Source organism: Streptomyces fodineus (genome assembly GCF_001735805.1).
Classification (GTDB): Bacteria; Actinomycetota; Actinomycetes; order Streptomycetales; family Streptomycetaceae; genus Streptomyces; species Streptomyces fodineus.
In genome coordinates, this window is sequence record NZ_CP017248.1 from 7,033,957 (window position 1) to 7,052,101 (window position 18,145).

12 protein-coding genes and 3 pseudogenes are annotated in these 18,145 nt (G+C 72.4%); 5 read left to right on the forward strand and 10 right to left on the reverse strand.

Going from position 1 to position 18,145, the window contains the following annotated elements:
- Positions 1-41: 41 nt before the first annotated feature.
- Complete coding sequence (locus BFF78_RS30235) at positions 42-521, forward strand: GNAT family N-acetyltransferase (RefSeq protein ID WP_193433570.1); 480 nt, start codon at positions 42-44, stop codon at positions 519-521.
- A 3-nt stretch (positions 522-524) separates the two neighbouring features.
- Here BFF78_RS30235 and BFF78_RS30240 read toward each other — a convergent pair whose 3' ends face one another.
- Positions 525-1,709 carry a MarP family serine protease gene (locus tag BFF78_RS30240; protein ID WP_069781309.1) on the reverse strand — a complete coding sequence of 395 codons (1,185 nt, stop codon included), beginning with the start codon at positions 1,707-1,709 and terminating at the stop codon, positions 525-527.
- An 824-nt stretch (positions 1,710-2,533) separates the two neighbouring features.
- On the opposite strand from BFF78_RS30240, the pseudogene BFF78_RS48500 reads away from it, so the two are divergent.
- Positions 2,534-3,262 (forward strand): annotated as a pseudogene (locus tag BFF78_RS48500) (peptidoglycan recognition protein family protein); the annotation flags it as partial.
- A 356-nt stretch (positions 3,263-3,618) separates the two neighbouring features.
- Here the strand turns inward: BFF78_RS48500 and BFF78_RS30250 are convergent.
- Both BFF78_RS30250 and BFF78_RS30255 read right to left on the reverse strand, forming a co-directional pair.
- Complete coding sequence (locus tag BFF78_RS30250) at positions 3,619-4,137, reverse strand: DUF4240 domain-containing protein (RefSeq protein WP_069781310.1); 519 nt, start codon at positions 4,135-4,137, stop codon at positions 3,619-3,621.
- Between the two features lie 66 nt (positions 4,138-4,203).
- Positions 4,204-5,274, reverse strand: coding sequence for a helix-turn-helix transcriptional regulator (locus tag BFF78_RS30255; protein ID WP_069781311.1), 1,071 nt, complete (start codon positions 5,272-5,274; stop codon positions 4,204-4,206).
- 83 nt (positions 5,275-5,357) lie between these two features.
- Here BFF78_RS30255 and BFF78_RS48505 point away from each other — a divergent pair.
- Positions 5,358-6,161 (forward strand): annotated as a pseudogene (locus tag BFF78_RS48505) (serine/threonine-protein kinase); the annotation flags it as partial.
- Positions 6,162-6,257: 96 nt separating this feature from the next.
- Positions 6,258-6,732 (forward strand): annotated as a pseudogene (locus tag BFF78_RS48510) (cellulose-binding protein); the annotation flags it as partial.
- Between the two features lie 256 nt (positions 6,733-6,988).
- Here the strand turns inward: BFF78_RS48510 and aceE are convergent.
- From aceE to BFF78_RS30285, 5 genes are all read right to left on the reverse strand, one after another.
- Positions 6,989-9,691, reverse strand: coding sequence for a pyruvate dehydrogenase (acetyl-transferring), homodimeric type (gene aceE / locus BFF78_RS30265; RefSeq protein WP_069781312.1), 2,703 nt, complete (start codon positions 9,689-9,691; stop codon positions 6,989-6,991).
- Positions 9,692-9,961: 270 nt separating this feature from the next.
- Complete coding sequence (locus BFF78_RS30270) at positions 9,962-10,585, reverse strand: GntR family transcriptional regulator (protein WP_069781313.1); 624 nt, start codon at positions 10,583-10,585, stop codon at positions 9,962-9,964.
- A gap of 182 nt (positions 10,586-10,767) precedes the next feature.
- Entirely contained in the window at positions 10,768-12,525 is a 1,758-nt protein-coding gene (sucB, locus tag BFF78_RS30275; protein WP_069781314.1) for a 2-oxoglutarate dehydrogenase, E2 component, dihydrolipoamide succinyltransferase, read from the reverse strand.
- Between the two features lie 61 nt (positions 12,526-12,586).
- Complete coding sequence (lpdA, locus tag BFF78_RS30280; protein ID WP_069781315.1) at positions 12,587-13,975, reverse strand: dihydrolipoyl dehydrogenase; 1,389 nt, start codon at positions 13,973-13,975, stop codon at positions 12,587-12,589.
- 305 nt (positions 13,976-14,280) lie between these two features.
- Positions 14,281-15,837, reverse strand: a complete 1,557-nt coding sequence (locus BFF78_RS30285; RefSeq protein WP_069781316.1) for a leucyl aminopeptidase — start codon at positions 15,835-15,837, stop codon at positions 14,281-14,283.
- 437 nt (positions 15,838-16,274) lie between these two features.
- Here BFF78_RS30285 and BFF78_RS30290 point away from each other — a divergent pair, with 437 nt between their 5' ends.
- Positions 16,275-16,691, forward strand: coding sequence for a spherulation-specific family 4 protein (locus tag BFF78_RS30290; RefSeq protein ID WP_237282555.1), 417 nt, complete (start codon positions 16,275-16,277; stop codon positions 16,689-16,691).
- On the opposite strand, the gene BFF78_RS30295 is transcribed toward BFF78_RS30290, so the two are convergent.
- Positions 16,646-17,233, reverse strand: coding sequence for an RDD family protein (locus BFF78_RS30295; RefSeq protein ID WP_069783906.1), 588 nt, complete (start codon positions 17,231-17,233; stop codon positions 16,646-16,648). The genes BFF78_RS30290 and BFF78_RS30295 overlap by 46 nt on opposite strands.
- Before the next feature lie 69 nt (positions 17,234-17,302).
- Entirely contained in the window at positions 17,303-18,088 is a 786-nt protein-coding gene (locus BFF78_RS30300) for an adenosylcobinamide-GDP ribazoletransferase (protein ID WP_069781318.1), read from the reverse strand.
- Positions 18,089-18,145 lie beyond the last annotated feature (57 nt).

An 18,145-nucleotide genomic window follows, 5' to 3' on the forward strand; every position in this document is an offset into this window, starting at 1 on the left:
CCCCGTGAGCTGCTCCGGCCGCCCGTCGTAGGGTGATCGTCATGCCTGAGCCGTACATACGCGTCGCCGTGGCCGACGACGAAGAGGAGCTGGCCACCCTCGACCGGGCCACCTGGTCCACCCTGCACGCCGTCGCGCCCCTGCCGCAGGGACCGTTCTTCGACGAGCGCCACCTCCCGGAGGACTACCTGGTCGCCGAGGCCGCCGGGCGGGTCGTCGGCTACATCCGCATCGCCCGTCCGACCCGGCTCGCCTCCAACGCGCACGTGCTGCAGATCCAGGGCATCGCCGTGGCCGACGAGGCGCGCGGGCAGGGCGTGGGGCGCGCGCTGATCCGGGCCGCCGTCGAGGAGGCGCGCGGGCGCGGTGCGCGGCGCCTCACCCTGCGCGTGCTCGGGCACAACGCCCCGGCCCGCGCGCTGTACGAGTCCGAGGGGTTCGCCGTCGAGGGAGTACAGCCGGAGGAGTTCCTCATCGACGGCGCCTACGTCGACGACGTGCTCATGGGCCGGCGCCTGTGACCGTCACGAGCTGACCAGCTGGCCCGTGTCCACCCGCACCGTCGCCAAGGCCGCGCGCTGTGCGTCGCCCGCCACCTCGTCCGCCGTCAGCGCATAGCCCGTCTCGGCGTCCGAGGTGGAGCGCGCGAAGACCACCCCGAACACCTTGCCGTCCGTGGTGAGCAGCGGACCGCCGGAGTTGCCCGGCCGGACCGTGGAGCGGATCGAGTAGATGTCCCGGGTGACCGCGCCGTCGTTGTAGATGTTCTGCCCGGTCGCCTGCACCCGGCTCGCCACCGTCGCCGCCTGCAGGTTCAGGCCGCCGTCCTGCGGATAGCCGGCGACCACCGCCGCGTCGCCGCGCACCGCGGTCGTGTCGAAGCGCAGCACCGGGGCGCGCAGCGCGGGCACATACAGCACCGCCACGTCCCGGTCGGGGTCGAAGAGCACCACCCGGGCCCCGTACGACCGCCCGACCCCGCCCACCCGCACGCTCGGGTGGCCGATGCCCGCCACCACGTGCGCGTTGGTCATCACGTGCTGTGCGGCGTAGACGAAACCGCTGCCCTCCCGGCCCTCGTTGCCCGAGACGCCCTCGATCTTCACCGTGCTCAGCTTCGCGGCGCTCGTCGCGGCCGGGGTGACACTGTCGCCGGAGGGCCGGGCCACCCGGGCCGTCGACTCGTTCTCGAACGGGTTGAAGACCTGCGGGAAACCCGCCTCGGTCAGCGCCGACGTGGCCCGCGAGAACCACGCGGGCGTGGTGTCCGGCATCGCGTCCTGCACCGCGCCCAGCAGCGTCGAGTTCCGTATCGCGGTGTTCAGCGTCTGCGTCGGGGCCGCGCCCAGCACGCTCGCCGCCACCCAGGCCACGATCAGCACCGCGACCGAGTTCGCCGCCGCGCCCCCCAGCCCGTCCAGCACCCGCAGCGGGCCCTGGTCCAGCTCGCCGCGCAGCCGCAGGGCCAGCCGGCCCACCAGTTCGTGCCCCAGCACCGCCGGCACCAGCACCGTCACCACCGCGAGCGCCGTCGCCTGTGCCGTGCCCCGCTCGACCAGGCCGGTCACCCAGGGCAGCACCCATACGCCGACGACGGCACCGCCGACGAACCCGGCCAGCGAGACGCAGCCGGCCACCAGCCCACGCCGGTATCCGGACGCCGCGTAGACGAGGATCACCAGCACAAGCACCAGGTCGAGCAGGTCCACGGAGCCGCCTTTCTCTCGGACCCCTCAGTACGGACGGGACGGGCCCGGTGATCAGTCACCCGCACACGGGACCGGCCACCGCACGGCGCACCGGACCTCGTATGTGTGTACCCCCAGAAACGTCCCGGACCGGGACGATGGTTCCGCCAGGTGGCAGAGCGCACATCGCGGGCACGAGCCGGCCGCCCGACAGTGGGATCATGCACGTCGCCCGAAGAACACTGGAGACGCCCGGGACCCCGCGGACATCGGGGATGCCCGGGACGGATGGGACACCAGAGCCCTCCCGGGACCGGCCGGCGCCGGGGCCCCGAAGACTCTCGGGGCTCCGAAGACTCTCGGGACTCGCCGGACTCCTGAGAAGCCCCATACGACCCATCGGACGCAGCCGACCCATACGGTCCATACGACCGCTGCCCGAGAGACATCGCGAGACACCGCAGACTCTGCGGGCGCCGGAGACCCGGGAGACCCTCAGGACATCGGAAGCGCCGCAGACTCTCAGGCCCTCGCAGACGCCCGAGACGGCTGATACGCCCGAGACAGCTGATACGCCCGAGACAGCTGATACGCCTGAAACCCGTGAGATGCCTGAGACCCATGAGACGCGGGAGACCTGCGGGACCCCGCAGACCCCGGTGACCTCGGGGATCCCCGAGACGCAGCTGCCGGGAAGACCTGGCCCGTTGGGGACACCACAGCCCCCACGGACCCCACAGGCACTGGACACGCCAGGGGCACCGCAGGTTCCCGAGCCGCCGGAGACCGCGGGCACGCCGGGGCCGCGGAGCCGGTCCGCCCGGCGGATACCCTGCGCCCTGCTGGTGCTGCTCGGCTGTCTGCCCGGCCTGGCGGCCGCCCTCGCCCTCCCCGTGTGCGCCCGTGACGTCGAGCGGATCGCCGTGGCCCGCCCGGACCGGGCCGCCCCGGCCCGCACCCCCGCCCACCTCGCCGCCCGGCCGGCCATCGTGCCCCGCTCCGTCTGGCTGGGCACCGCCGGGAGCAACCAGCCGCCGCCGCGCTACGACGACAAGGTGGTCGCCGTCTTCCTCCACCACACCGACTCGCCCGGCGGGTACGACTGCGCCGACGCGCCGCAGATCATCCGTCACCTGTACGCCGGCCAGACCGGTGACCGGAACTGGGACGACATCGGCTACAACTTCCTCGTCGACCGCTGCGGCACCATCTACGAAGGCCGCGCCGGAGGCGTCGACCGGCCCGTCACCGGCGCCCATGCCCAGGGCTTCAACCACCGCAGCGTCGGCATCGCCGCGATCGGCACCTTCACCGAGGGTGTCCCCGTGCCGCAGGCCATGACCGACGCCATCGCCGCCCTGGCCGCCTGGAAGCTCGGCCTCGCCGACATCGACCCGCGCGGGAGCGTGCGTCTGGTCTCCAGCAACAGCCTCAGCCGCTACAAGGCCGGCAGCACCGTCACCCTGCCCGCCCTGGCCGGCCACAACGACGGCTTCATGACCAACTGCCCCGGCGCCGCCCTCACCGCCCGCCTCCCCGAGATCAGGGAGAAGGCCGCCCGCCTCCAGGGCCGGCCCACCGCGGCACGGACCGTCAAGGCGCGGCCCACCACCCCGGCACGGACCGTCAAGGCACGGCCCACCACCCCGGCGCGGACCGTCAAGGCACGGCCCACCACCTCGGCACGGACCGTCAAGGCACGGCCCACCACCCTGGCACGGCCCACAGGAACCCCCTAGGTGCCACGCAGTCGACTGGAGGTGCTCTGCGCCGTCGCGTCCGTCGTCCTCGGCCCGGCCGCGGCCACCGCATCCGCCCTCGACCAGGCCAACGCCGCCCCGCCGCACCACGCGGTGCGGGCCGGCCGGACCCAGGCCTGTCCGCCGGCCGACACCGCCCGCGGGCGCTCGGCCGGCCGGGCCGGGGCGGGCTACTCCCGGAAGCGGTCCCACAGCCGCGGAAACCGTTCTGCGAGCACCCGGTCGTTCTCGAAGTCCACCGGGTCGCCCTCCGGCTCGGCGGGCGCCGCGGCGATGCCCAGGTCGGGCGCGACGGTGCCGGTCAGCTGCTCGTAGGCCTCGTCCGCCGCATAGCCCAGCTCCTCGCCGTCGCCGTCGATCTCCTCGTCGAACTCGCCGAGCAGCTCCGCGAGCGAGTCCGGATCGTGCAGCGCGCCCTCGTAGACCTCCCGGCCCTGGCCGATCAGCCAGCACCGGAAGAAGTCGAACGCGTCGTCGCTGGCCCCGTCCAGCAGTACCGAGGCGGCGCCCCACAGGTCCCAGCGGTAGGCGCGGTTGTAGCGGGCCTCGAAGTGACGGGCGAAGTCCAGGATCAGATCGGGGTCCAGCTGGAGCAGCCGGTCCACGAGCACGTCGGCCTGTTCCTCGGGGTCGCCCTCGGCGGCCTCGCGCGCGGCGTCGATCAGCTCCCAGAACTCCGTCTCGTCCATCACGGCACCAGCATCGGGCCTCCACCGGTGGGACGCACGTGGAGTAGGCCGGAGTACGGCGGATCGTTATCCGCCGTCCGTACGGCGGTGTCCGGGGTCCGCAGGACCGTACAGCCCGGCCAGCCGGGCCGCGTCCGCCGCGAACCGCTCGCGCAGGCTCTCCGGGGCCAGCACCTCCGCCTCCGGGCCGAGCGCCGTCAGCTGGGTGTGCGCGACCTCCTCGGACTCCACCGGCACGGTCACCGTCACCCAGCCCGCCCCGTCCGGCTCGTCCACCGCGCCGAGCGCCTCGCGCGCCGACACCGGATCGACGGCGTACCGCAGCCTGCGCACACCCTCCGGCGACAGCCGTACGACGACCTCGGCGCGCAGGAGCGAGCGCGCGAACCGCTCGGCCTGCTCGGCCCAGTGGCCGGGCAGATCGAAGTCCGGATCACGGGCGAACCGTTCCTTCAGGGGTTCCACGGCACTGAACCGGTCGATCCGGTAGGTCCGGAAAGGGCCGTCGCCGGTTCGGGAGGAGCCGTGGTCGGTTCGGGAGGAACGGTCGCCGGTTCGGGAGGAGCCGGCGTCGGCCACCCGTGCGCACAGGTACCAGACGCCCGCCTTGAGCACGAGCCCGTACGGCTCCAGCACCCGTTCCACCTCATTCTCGCCGCGCCGGTACCGGGCGACGACGCGGCGGTCGTCCCACACCGCCTCCGCGACCACCGGCAGCAGCGCGGGCGGCTCCGGCTCGCGGAACCAGGCCGGCGCGTCCAGATGGAACCGCTGGGCCGCGCTGTCCGGGGCGTCCCGCAGCGACGGCAGCAGCGCCGCGGACACCTTCAGCCGGGCCGCGGAGGCCGCGTCCTGCAGACCCATCTCCCGCAGCGCCCCCGGCACCCCGCTCAGGAACAGCGCCTCCGCCTCGCTCCTGGCCAGCCCCGTCAGCCGCGTCCGGTACCCGCCGACCAGCCGGTATCCGCCGGCCCGCCCCCGGTCCGCGTACACCGGCACACCCGCCTCCGACAGCGCCTGCGCGTCTCGGGTGACCGTCCGCTCCGACACCTCCAGCTCCCGCGCGAGTTCGGCGGCGGTCATGGACGGCCGGGACTGCAGCAGGAGCACCATCTTGATGAGCCGGGCCGCACGCATGGCGCCAGCCTGCCACGAAGCCCGCCGCCCGGGCGGAGATCTCCTACGCTTGAGGCCCAAGGGGAGCGGGGAAGGGGCGGGGTATGCGGGGAGAGGTCCTCGACGGCCGGTACGAACTGGTCGAACGGCTGGGCCGGGGCGGCATGGGGGAGGTCTGGGCCGCCCGTGACGCGCGGATGCACCGGGACGTGGCGGTCAAACTCGTCACCGCACTGCCGCGGATGGGCGAGCACGAGACCTTCCTCCGGTTCCGCCGCGAGATCAGGTCGGCGGCCCGGCTGCCCGGCCGGTACACGGTCATCGCCCACGACTGCGGTGAGGCCGTCCTGGACGGCGAACGCGTCCTCTACATGGTGATGGAGCGCCTGACCGGGCGGACCCTGTACGACGCGGTCGTGCAGGAACGACCCTCCTGGCAGCGGGCCGTGGCCTGGGCGGGGCAGGTCGCCGCCGCCCTGGACGCCGCGCACCGGCAGGGCATCGTGCACCGGGACATCAAGCCGGAGAACGTCATGTTCGACGCCGACGGCGACCTGAAGGTGCTGGATTTCGGCATCGCCAAGTTCCTCGGCGACACCGTCCTGGTCAGCGGCCTCACCGGCACCGGCGTCGCCATCGGCAGCCTTTTGTACATGTCACCGGAGCAGGCGCGCGGCGAACGCACCGTGGACCACCGCACCGACCTCTACTCCTTCGGCTGCCTGCTCTACTTCATGCTCACCGGCCGGCCCCCGCTCGTCGCCGACAACCCCTACGCGCAGATGCATCTGCTCTTCGAGGGCCGGATCGAGCCGGCGCGCGGGCTGAACCCCGCCGTCCCGCCCGCGCTGGACAGGCTCGTCCTCGATCTGCTGTCCCGCGCCCCCGAGGAGCGTCCCGCCACGGCCCGTGAGGTCCTCGACCGGCTGGGCGACCTGGGCGAGGCGGCATCCCCGACGGGGCGGGCCGGCGCCGAGGGGGAGGCCGCCGCGCTGCGCGCAGCCGCCCTGGAGGACGCCCGGGAGCTGCGTGCAAAGGCCGCGCGCGCCGCCGAGCAGCACCGGGAGCTGGCGGAGGCGGCGGCCCGGCAGGTGCGCGCCGACGCGGAGGCCTACGTCACGGAGCGCAGGACCCGGGCCGAGCGCGAGGGCGTGCGGATCGTCGAGCAGGCGAAGGCCGACGCGGCCGGGCTGCTGGCCGAGGCCCAGCGGGACGCGCAGGCCAAGCGCGAGGAGGCCGATGCCCTCTTCGAGGAGACCCGCGCCGTGGCCGCGCGGGCCGCCGCCGACTTCGAGACGAACCTCGCCAAGCGGCGCGAGCAGTCCGAACGGGATCTGGCCGCGCGGCAGGACAAGGCGCGGAAACGGCTCACGGAGATCGAGGGCCGTGCCGAGCAACTGCGCCTGGAGGCCGAGAGGTTGCGCATCGACGCCGAGCGCCGGGCCGTGCAGCTGGTGACCGAGGCGCAGGAGAAGGCCGACCGGATCCTCTCGAACGAGACGGTGAGCGGCCTGCGCCGTACGGTGGCCGCGATCATCGCCGACAGCAGATTCACCCCGGTCGGCGGCCTGGTCGAGCAACGCGCGGGCATACTGCGCCAGTTGACCGAACTGCAGGATGCGCTGTCCCGTTTCGACGACCCCTCGACCGGCCGGGAACCGGCCACCAAGGGATGAAAAAGCGACGGCCGGTCCGGCGCTGCCGGACCGGCCGTCTCCCCGTTGTGCGGGCCGTCTTACAGCCCGTACCTCTCCCGGGCCTCCTTGACCGCCGTGGCCTTCACCTCGCCGCGCTTGGCCAGCTGGGCCAGCGCCGCGACGACGATCGACTCGGCGTCGACGCCGAAGTGGCGGCGGGCGGCCTCACGGGTGTCCGACAGACCGAAGCCGTCGGCGCCCAGCGAGGACCAGTCCTGCTCGACCCACTGCGCGATCTGGTCCGGGACCTGGCGCATGTAGTCGGAGACGGCCAGCACCGGGCCCTCGGCGCCCTGCAGCGCCTGGCGGACGTACGGCACCCGCTCCTCGCCGCGCAGGAGGGCGGCGTCCGCCTCCATCGCGTCGCGGCGCAGCTCCGACCAGGAGGTCGCCGACCAGACGTCGGCCGCGACACCCCACTCCTCGGCGAGCAGCTTCTGGGCCTGAAGGGCCCAGTGGATCGCCGTACCGGAGCCCAGCAACTGGATGCGCGGGGCGTTGGCGGCCGGGGACAGGCCCGCCGACTCCACCGTGTTGAAGCGGTACAGGCCCTTGACGATGCCCTCGTCGATGCCGAGGCCGGCCGGCTTGGCGGGCTGCGGCAGCGGCTCGTTGTAGACCGTCAGGTAGTAGAAGACGTTCTGGTCCTCGCCCGGCTTGGCCTCGCCGTACATCCGGCGCAGACCCTCGCGGACGATCACCGCGATCTCGTACGCGAACGCGGGGTCGTACGTCAGCGCGGCCGGGTTGGTCGCGGCGATCACCGGGGAGTGGCCGTCGGCGTGCTGCAGGCCCTCGCCCGTCAGGGTCGTACGGCCGGCGGTCGCGCCGACGAGGAAGCCGCGGCCGAGCTGGTCGCCGAGCTGCCACATCTGGTCGGCGGTGCGCTGCCAGCCGAACATCGAGTAGAAGATGTAGAAGGGGATCATCGCCTCGCCGTGCGTCGCGTACGACGACGAAGCCGCGATGAAGTCGGCCATCGAACCGGCCTCGGTGATCCCCTCGTTGAGGATCTGGCCGTTCTTGGCCTCCTTGTAGTACATCAGCTGGTCGCGGTCGACCGGCTCGTACGTCTGGCCCTTGGGTGAGTAGATGCCGAGCGACGGGAACAGCGACTCCATGCCGAAGGTGCGCGCCTCGTCGGGGACGATCGGCACCCAGCGCCTGCCCGTCTCCTTGTCGCGGACCAGGTCCTTGACCAGGCGGACGAAGGCCATGGTGGTGGCCACGTTCTGCGAGCCGGAGCCCTTGTCGAAGGAGGCGAAGGCCTTCTCGGCGGGGGCGGGCAGCGGGGCCAGCGCGTGCGTGCGGCGGGCCGGGGCCGGGCCGCCGAGGGCCGCGCGGCGCTCCTGGAGGTAGCGGACCTCGGGGGAGTCGGCGCCCGGGTGGCCGTAGGGAACCTGGCCGTCGGCGAAGTCGCTGTCCTTGATCGGCAGGCCGAGCAGGTCGCGCATCGTCTTGAACTCGTCCACCGTCAGCTTCTTCATCTGGTGGTTGGCGTTCTTCGACGCGAAGCCCTCGCCGAGGGTGTGGCCCTTGACCGTCTGGGCCAGGATCACGGTCGGCGCGCCCTTGTGCTCGACGGCGGCCTTGTACGCGGCGTAGACCTTGCGGGCCTCGTGACCGCCGCGCGAGAGGTGGAAGCACTCGAGGATCTTGTCGTCGCCGAGCAGCTTCGCCATCTCCGCCAGCGCCGGGTCCTTGCCGAAGAAGTCGGCGCGGATGTAGGCGGCGTCGCGGGTCTGGTACGTCTGGATCTGCGCGTCCGGTACCTCGCGCAGGCGGCGTACGAGCGCGCCGGTGGTGTCCAGGGCGAACAGCTCGTCCCAGGCGGAGCCCCACAGCGTCTTGACGACGTTCCAGCCGGCGCCGCGGAACTGGGCCTCCAGCTCCTGCACGATCTTGAAGTTGGCGCGGACCGGGCCGTCGAGGCGCTGCAGGTTGCAGTTGATGACGAAGGTGAGGTTGTCCAGCTCCTCACGGGCGGCGAGGGCGAGGGCCGCCGTCGACTCGGGCTCGTCCATCTCGCCGTCGCCGAGGAACGCCCACACGTGCGAGGCGGAGACGTCCTTGATGCCGCGGTTGGTGAGGTAGCGGTTGAAGCGCGCCTGGTAGATGGCGGAGAGCGGGCCGAGGCCCATCGACACCGTCGGGAACTCCCACAGCCAGGGCAGCCGGCGCGGGTGCGGGTACGACGGCAGGCCGTTGCCGCCGGCCTCCTGGCGGAAGTTGTCCAGGTGCGCCTCGTTCAGGCGGCCGTCGAGGAAGGCGCGGGCGTAGATACCGGGGGAGGCGTGGCCCTGGATGTACAGCTGGTCGCCGGAGCCGTCGCCCTCCTTGCCCTTGAAGAAGTGGTTGAAGCCGGTCTCGTACAGCCAGGCGGCGGAGGCGAAGGTGGCGATGTGCCCGCCGACGCCGTACTTGCTGCCACGGGTCACCATGGCGGCCGCGTTCCACCGGTTCCAGGCCGTGATCCGGGCCTCCATCTCCGGGTCGCCGGGCAGCGCGGGCTCGGCGGCGGTCGGGATGGTGTTGACGTAGTCCGTCTCGAGGAGCTTCGGCAGCGCGATGCCGCCCGCCTCGGCGCGCTCCAGCGTGCGGCGCATCAGGTACGCGGCGCGGTGCGGCCCGGCCTCCCTGGCGACGGCGTCGAGGGAGGCCTGCCATTCGGCGGTCTCCTCCGGGTCGCGGTCCGGGAGCTGGTCGAGCGCGCTCGGCTGGATGGCGTTGGGGTCGGTCATGTCGCCGCCTTCCTCAGTCGAAGGGGGTTCCCTCATCGGTAAGGGTTCGGGGGTGCCCTAGGTCTTTGGCAGGACAGGGCTAGGACTTCGGTGGAAGTCCGTCGGCGACTGTAACTCCCTGATCGATGATCGATCAAAGGGTTGAGGGGGAAAAACTCTTGATTTGGAGAAAGTCGGCACGCGGTGCCTTCGGCGATGGCACCCGGTGACGCTGAATCGCCTTGTTTTCGCAGGTGGGGCGGCGTTTGAGCGGGGGCCTGCTCGACTGAATCAAGCGCGGGGCGCGCAGCCCAGCACGTGCGCCTTCACGATCTCCGCGATGCGCGGATCCCGGCGCTTGAAGGCGGCCACCAGCTCCTCGTGCTCCTCCGCGTACGACTGCTGGACCGTGCCCAGCCAGCGGATGGACAGCGCCGTGAAGACCTCGATGCCCAGCCCTTCCCAGGTGTGCAGCAGCACCGAGTTCTGTGCGGCGCGCACGAGTGCGCGGTGGAAGCCGACGGTGTGACGGACCTGGGCGGTGCCGTCGGCCTTGCGGTCGGCCTCGTACAGGGCCAGGACGTGCGGCTCCAGGGCCGAGCAGTCCTCGGCGAGACGGTCGGCGGCCAGTTCCGCCGCGATGGCCTCCAGGCCGGCCCGTACGGGGTAACTCTCTTCCAGGTCCGCCGCGGTCAGGTTGCGTACGCGCACGCCCTTGTTCGGCGCGGATTCGATCAGCCGCAGCGACTCCAGCTCGCGCAGGGCCTCACGGACCGGGGTCTGGCTGACCTCCAGCTCGGTGGCGATCCGGCGCTCCACGATCCGCTCACCCGGCTGCCAGCGCCCGCTGACGATCCCTTCCACGATGTGCTCGCGGATCTGTTCGCGCAGCGAGTGGACGACGGGCGCGGTCATGGGGGCTCCTTAGGGAGGGCTGACGTTTAGACAATACGGCGGGTTCGCTCCGGGGGTAGGGCACGTAAGGGTGCTTTTGCGCAGGTGAGACGAGGCTTACACGCTTCTTGTGCCGACAAACACGAACACCCCGCCCGGAAAGCTCCGGACGGGGTGCCGTACAGGCGCAGAGCCCAGCGGGCTTACAGGCCCAGCTCGACCTCGAACTCGCCCGCCTCCAGGATCGCCTTGACCGCCGTCAGGTAACGGGCCGCGTCGGCGCCGTCGACCAGGCGGTGGTCGTAGGAGAGGGTCAGGTAGGTCATGTCGCGGACGCCGATGACCGTGCCCTCCTCGGTCTCGATGACGGCCGGACGCTTGACCGTGGCACCGATGCCGAGGATCGCGACCTGGCCCGGCGGCACGATGATCGTGTCGAACAGCGCGCCACGCGAACCGGTGTTGGAGATGGTGAAGGTCGCGCCGGACAGCTCGTCCGGGGTGATCTTGTTGGCGCGGACCTTGCCGGCCAGCTCCGCCGTGGCCTTGGCGATGCCCGCGATGTTGAGGTCGCCGGCGTGCTTGATGACCGGGGTCATCAGGCCCTTCTCGGAGTCCACCGCGATACCGATGCTCTCGGTGTCGAAGTAGGTGATGGTCCCCTCGGCCTCGTTGATCCTGGCGTTGATGACCGGGTGGGCCTTCAGCGCCTGGGCGGCGGCCTTGACGAAGAACGGCATCGGGGAGAGCTTGACGCCCTCACGGGCCGCGAAGGAGTCCTTCGCCTTGCCGCGCAGCTTCATCAGGCGGGTGACGTCGACCTCGACGACCGACGACAGCTGGGCCTGCTCGTGCAGCGCCTTGACCATGTTGTCGCCGATGACCTTGCGGATCCGCGGCATCTTCACGGTCTGGCCGCGCAGCGGGGAGACCTCCAGGGCGGGGGCCTTCTTCGCGGCGCTCGGAGCAGCGGCGGCCGGAGCCGGGGCAGCGGCGGCGGCCTTCGCGGCCTCGGCGGCGGCGATGACGTCCTGCTTGCGGATACGGCCGCCGACGCCGGTGCCCTTGACGGTGGCCAGGTCGACGCCGTTCTCGGCGGCGAGCTTGCGCACCAGCGGGGTGACGTACGCGCCCTCGTCGGTCGCCTGGGTGGCGGTCGGGTGGGTGGGCGCGGTGGCCGGGGCGACCGGAGCCGGGGCGGGCGCCGGAGCCGCGGGCTGGGCCGGGGCAGCCGGAGCCGGGGCGGCAGCGGCGGGCGCGGCCGGAGCGGCGGGCGCGGGGGCAGCCGGAGCCGCGGCCGGAGCCGGGGCGGCGGCGGGGGCCGGGGCGGCCGGAGCCGGAGCGGCGGCCGGGGCGGCACCCGGGGCGCCGATGACGGCGAGCTTGGCGCCGACCTCGGCGGTCTCGTCCTCGTTCACCACGATCTCGAGCAGCACGCCGGAAGCCGGCGCCGGGATCTCGGTGTCGACCTTGTCCGTGGAGACCTCGAGCAGCGGCTCGTCGGCCTCGACGGAGTCGCCGACCGACTTCAGCCAGCGGGTGACGGTGCCCTCGGTGACGGACTCACCGAGCGCGGGCAGGACCACGTCCGTGCCCTCGGCGCCACCGGCCGGAGCGGCGGCGGGAGCCGGGGCGGCCGGGGCCTCGGCGACCGGGGCCGGGGCGGGCTCGGCGGCCGGAGCCTCGGCAGCGGCGGGGGCCGGGGCGGCAGCGGGCGCACCCGTGCCGTCGTCGATGACGGCCAGCTCGGCGCCGACCTCGACGGTCTCGTCCTCGGCGACCTTGATGGAGGCCAGCACACCGGCGGCGGGGGAGGGGATCTCGGTGTCGACCTTGTCGGTCGAGACCTCGAGCAGCGGCTCGTCGGCCTCGACGCGCTCGCCCTCGGCCTTCAGCCAGCGGGTGACAGTGCCCTCGGTGACGCTCTCGCCGAGCGCCGGAAGGGTTACGGAAACCGCCATGGTTTCGGTTGCTCCTAACGAATTGCGGAAGTCTGTGTCGTCGCGCCCGTTGACCGAAGGCTCAGTCGTGGGAGTGCAGCGGCTTGCCGGCGAGCGCCAGGTGCGCTTCGCCCATCGCCTCGTTCTGCGTCGGGTGGGCGTGGATGAGCTGGGCGACCTCGGCCGGCAGCGCCTCCCAGTTGTAGATCAGCTGGGCCTCGCCGACCTGCTCACCCATGCGGTCGCCGACCATGTGGACGCCGACCACGGCACCGTCCTTGACCTGGACGAGCTTGATCTCGCCCGCGGTGTTCAGGATCTTGCTCTTGCCGTTGCCCGCCAGGTTGTACTTCAGAGCGACGACCTTGTCCGCGCCGTAGATCTCCTTGGCCTTGGCCTCGGTGATGCCGACGGAGGCGACCTCCGGGTGGCAGTACGTCACCCGCGGGACACCGTCGTAGTCGATCGGAACGACCTTCAGACCGGCCAGACGCTCCGCCACCAGGATGCCCTCGGCGAAGCCGACGTGCGCGAGCTGGAGCGTCGGGACCAGGTCACCGACGGCGGAGATGGTCGGGACGTTGGTCCGCATGTACTCGTCGACCAGGACGTAGCCACGGTCCATGGCGACGCCCTGCTCCTCGTAGCCCAGGCCCTGCGAGACCGGGCCGCGGCCGACGGCGACGAGGAGGACCTCGGCCTCGAACTCCTTGCCGTCCGCCAGGGTGACCTTCACGCCGTCCTGGGTGTACTCGGCCTTCTGGAAGAAGGTGCCGAGGTTGAACTTGATGCCGCGCTTGCGGAACGCGCGCTCAAGAAGCTTCGAAGAGTTCTCGTCCTCGACCGGGACGAGGTGCTTCAGGCCCTCGATGACCGTGACGTCCGAGCCGAAGGACTTCCACGCCGAGGCGAACTCGACGCCGATGACACCGCCGCCCAGGATGATCGCGGACTTCGGCACGCGGTCCAGGACGAGGGCGTGGTCGGAGGAGATGATCCGGTTGCCGTCGATCTCCAGGCCCGGCAGCGACTTCGGCACGGAGCCGGTCGCCAGCAGGACGTGGCGGCCCTGGACGCGTCGGCCGTTGACGTCGACGGAGGTCGGGGAGGACAGCCGGCCCTCACCCTCGATGTAGGTCACCTTGCGGGAGGCGATCAGACCCTGCAGGCCCTTGTACAGGCCGGCGATGACGCCGTCCTTGTACTTGTGGACGGCCGGGACGTCGATGCCCTCGAAGGTCGCCTTCACGCCGAACTGCTCGCTCTCGCGGGCCTGGTCGGCGATCTCGCCCGCGTGGAGCAGGGCCTTGGTGGGGATGCAACCCCGGTGCAGGCAGGTGCCGCCGACCTTGTCCTTCTCGATCAGGGCGACGTCCAGGCCCAGCTGCGCCCCGCGCAGGGCCGCGGCGTAACCACCGCTACCACCGCCGAGGATCACTAGGTCGAAAACGGTGCTGGCGTCGTTCGCCACGTCACGTCCTCCATGCATGTGCGCCTTGCGCCGATCTCCTGTGACCGGCGGGCGGCTGGTGTCCGGCCGCTTGATGCTTCGGCCCTTCGGTGGGGGCCCTGTCCTGCCGGGCTCCATCTTTGCACTTGTTCGAGGCGGACGAGACGCCGGGCTGGAGTGTGAGACACCCCACGTACAGCTGAAAACGGGAGGCGCGCGTGACCAAGGGGCGCGGGGCCGTGTCTGACATGCGGATCCGCCGCGTGGGCGCGAACAACCCCACGCGGCGGATCCGTACTACGGAACGGACCGCGCCATCAGGCGTTTCAGCCCAAGTCACCCGCGGCGGTGAGCTCCGCCAGCCGGACCAGCGTCCGTACGGCAGAACCGGTGCCGCCCTTGGGCGTGTACCCGAACGGACCGCCCTCGTTGAACGCCGGCCCGGCGATGTCCAGGTGCGCCCACGTGATCCCCTCGCCCACGAACTCGCGCAGGAAGAGACCGGCGACCAGTCCGCCGCCCATCCGCTCGCCCATGTTCGCGATGTCGGCGACCTGGGACTCCATGCCCTTGCGCAGGTGCTCCGGCAGCGGCATCGGCCAGGCCGGCTCGCCGACCTCGTCCGCCGCCTCGTACACCGCGGAGCGGAACGCGTCGTCGTTGGCCATGACACCGAACGTCCGGTTGCCCAGCGCCAGCATCATCGCGCCGGTGAGGGTCGCCACGTCCACGATCGCGTCAGGCTTCTCCTGCGAGGCCGCCCACAGCGCGTCCGCGAGCACCAGCCGGCCTTCGGCGTCGGTGTTGAGGACCTCCACCGTCTTGCCGCTGTACATGCGCAGCACGTCACCCGGGCGCACGGCGGAGCCGGACGGCATGTTCTCGGCCAGCGCCAGCCAGCCGGTGACGCTGACCTCCAGGCCGAGGCGCGCCGCGGCGACGACGGCCGCGAACACGGCGGCGGCGCCGCTCATGTCGCACTTCATCGTCTCGTTGTGCCCGGCCGGCTTCAGCGAGATGCCGCCCGAGTCGTAGGTGATGCCCTTGCCGACGAAGGCGAGGTGCTTGGCCGCCTTCGGGTGCGTGTACGACAGCTTCACCAGGCGCGGGGTGGCCGCCGAGCCGGCGCCGACGCCGAGGATGCCGCCGTAGCCGCCCTTGGCCAGCGCCTTGTCGTCGAGCACCTGCACCTTGATGCCGTGCTCCTTGGCCGCGGCCTGCGCGATGCCGGCGAAGGAGGCGGGGGTCAGGTCGTTGGGCGGGGTGTTGATCAGGTCGCGGGCGCGGTTCAGCTCCTCGCAGACGGCGACGGCGCGGGCGACGGCCCCCTTGTGGGCGGTGTCGCGCGGCTTGCCGCCGAGCAGCGCGGCCTCGGCCAGCGGCGCCTTGCCGTTCTTGGCCTTGGCGTCCTTGCCGTTCTCCTTGTAGGCGTCGAACGAGTACGCGCCGAGCAGGATGCCCTCGCTGATCGCGCCGATGGCGCCGGGGCTGTCGACGGGCAGCGCGAACGCGGCCTTCTTCGAGCCGGCGAGCGCCCGGGCGGCCACGCCGGCGGCCTTGCGCAGCACCTCGGCGTCGTAGCCCTCGTCGCCCGCGTTCTCGCTCTTGGCGTCAGGCTCCTCGCCCAGGCCCACCGCCACCACGAGCGGTGCCTTGAAGCCGGCCGGAGCGGGCAGCTTCGTCAGCTCGCCCTCGGCACCCGAGGCGCCGAGGGTCTCCAGGACGCCGGCCAGCTTGCCGTCGTACGCCTTGTCCACGGCCTCGGCGCCCGGCGCTACCACGAGGTCCCCAGACCTGGATCCAGCGCTCTTGGCGACACCGATCACGATCGCGTCGGCCCGCAGGCCGGGCGCCGCGGAGGTGCTGAGAGTCAGAGCAGTCACGGTGGTGAAATCTCGCTTCCGATGTGAAGTTGCTGTGGCCGATGTGGGGTGGGTCGACCGGGCCCGAGAGCCGACCCTAGGTCCATGCCTGGGCGCAGGTGGCAACCGGGGCCTTCACCCTGTCGGCGAACACCCGGGACGAGACTACGCGCGTGTGCGCGTTCGCTCATTCCTGCGGGCGTTCACCTGTGCGTGGCGCGGTGGCCGTTTCCGCCTCCCGCGTGGCCGGGATGCGGCGATAGTCGTCGCGTTCCGGTGGGCCGTCCGTCCGCCGGCCTGTGGGGGAGGAACCCTTTCATGACTCACCGCAACTGCTGGGCACGACCACCTTCGGCACGGCGTACGCGGGGGAGCGTTCGGCGTGGGCGACACCGGGCGCACTGCAGTCGGCACTCACTTTGCACACGGGATACGCCCACAGGCCGTACGGGGATGTGGTGAGCGACCTGACGCGGCACCGTGCCTGGTACGGTACCCAGGGCGTCTTCCTGGGCCAAGTGAGCGCCGGAACCGAGGAGTTGGGCTGCTACGAGCGCCTCGCCGCCGTCGCCCGCGCCCTCGGCTGCGGCCCGCTCGTGCTGAACCACGGCACGCAGCCGCATCCCGCGTACGCGGCGCCGGCCGACCTCCTCGTCACCTTCGAGGGCCCCTGGGCGACGTACGGCCGTACACCCCCGCGGTCCCGCGCCGACCCGTCCGGGGTGCCCCAGGCCCACCTGGTGTACGGCGTCCCGGCCGGGGCGGACGTGGCCGGTGCGGTGCGGGAGCGGGGCGCCGCCGTGCACTGCGCGGTGCCCGGCGCGGGCGCTCACCTCTGGGGGACGCTGCCCATCGGGCTGGCCTCCGCCCGCTGAAGGAGGCCCACGACCGAGGTACCGGCCAGCCGGTCGGCGAGGGAGCGGCGGCCGGGGAAGAGCACCGTCAGCGCGTTGACCAGGAACAGCACCACCGCGACCGCCCACACCAGCACCGAGAGCCCGAACTGCCCCTCGACCAGCAGCACACAGGCCAGCGCGTACACCGCGACGTCGACGGCGGTGGTGACGGCGGCCCGGCGCAGGGCGTGCCGGGACAGCCGCGGGGTGACCCGCAGGCCGAGCACGCCCTTGCCGAGGGTGCGGCCGAGCCAGGTGAGGCAGGCCCACTGGTAGAGGAAGGTGACGACGACGAGCGCGCCGAAGGCCTCCTCCACGTCCAGCACCACGTTGTCCCACAGGGACAGGCCGAGGTGCTCGGAGGCGCCGATGACGTCACCGCGCGAGGTGACGAGGTCGAAGCCGCCCTTGGTGGCCAGCTCCGGAACGTCGGTGACGAGCGCGCCGATCCGGTGGAAGGTGAGCACGGCGAGCAGCGAGGCCGCCGCCACCACCAGCGCGAAATCTATGAACCAGGCCATGGCACGGCGCAGTCTGAGCACGGATGTCCCCCGAATGACAGCTTCCTTGTCCGTGTACGGCCCAGAAGTTTAACGGCCCAGGGAAAGCGCCACGAGCGCGGTTGTCGCCGCTGTTTCCGCCAAGGCGCCGAAGACGTCCCCGGTGACACCGCCGAAGCGGCTCACACAGCGGCGCAGCAGGACTTCGGCCGCGGCCAGGGCCAGCAGCACCGCGGTCGCCGCGCGCACGGCGTCGTACGGGCCCAGGGCCGTCCCCCAGGCCGCCGAACCGACCGTGAACGCCGCCGTGACCGCCAGCGCCCCCGGTACCGGCACCACCCCCGCCACCGCCGCGCCCAGCCCCTCCGGGCGGGCGGCCGGCACGCCGGTCCTCGCGGCCAGGGTGAGGGCGAGGCGGGCGGCGACCGCCGAGACGACGGCCGCCAGCGCACCCCGCGCCCAGGAGGCGCCGTACAGCTGTGCCAGCGCGGCGACCTGGGCGAGCACCACCAGGACCAGGGTGAGCACCCCGAACGGCCCGATGTCCGACTGCTTCATGATCCGCAGCGCGTCCTCCGCGGGCTTGCCGCTGCCCAGCCCGTCGGCGGTGTCGGCGAGTCCGTCGAGGTGCAGCCCGCGGGTCAGGGCGGCGGGTACGGCGGCCGAGGCGACGGCGGCGAGCAGCGGGCCGGCGCCCAGGAAGAGCAGCACCAGCCCCAGACCGGCCGCGCAGCCGCCGACGGCCAGCCCGGCGACGGGGGCGTTCAGCATGCCGCCGCGTGCCGCCCGGCGGTCCCAGCGGTGCACCCGTACGGGCAGCACGGTGAGGGTGCCGAAGGCGAAGCGGAGGCCGTCGTAAGGGGAGGACTTGGGCACCGGCGAAGGTTACCCGGCGGTTGCGGAGCCGCCTGCGGTGCCCGGGGATATGGTGCG

Excerpts from the sequence above, each read along its gene's own strand:
- BFF78_RS30235 (WP_193433570.1), top strand. The coding sequence starts at position 42 with ATGCCTGAGCCGTACATACGCGTCGCCGTGGCCGACGACGAAGAGGAG.
- BFF78_RS30250 (WP_069781310.1), bottom strand. The coding sequence starts at position 4,137 with ATGGACGAGACGGAGTTCTGGGAGCTGATCGACGCCGCGCGCGAGGCC.
- BFF78_RS30255 (WP_069781311.1), bottom strand. The coding sequence starts at position 5,274 with ATGCGTGCGGCCCGGCTCATCAAGATGGTGCTCCTGCTGCAGTCCCGG.
- aceE (WP_069781312.1), bottom strand. The coding sequence starts at position 9,691 with ATGACCGACCCCAACGCCATCCAGCCGAGCGCGCTCGACCAGCTCCCG.
- BFF78_RS30270 (WP_069781313.1), bottom strand. The coding sequence starts at position 10,585 with ATGACCGCGCCCGTCGTCCACTCGCTGCGCGAACAGATCCGCGAGCAC.
- sucB (WP_069781314.1), bottom strand. The coding sequence starts at position 12,525 with ATGGCGGTTTCCGTAACCCTTCCGGCGCTCGGCGAGAGCGTCACCGAG.
- BFF78_RS30295 (WP_069783906.1), bottom strand. The coding sequence starts at position 17,233 with ATGGCCTGGTTCATAGATTTCGCGCTGGTGGTGGCGGCGGCCTCGCTG.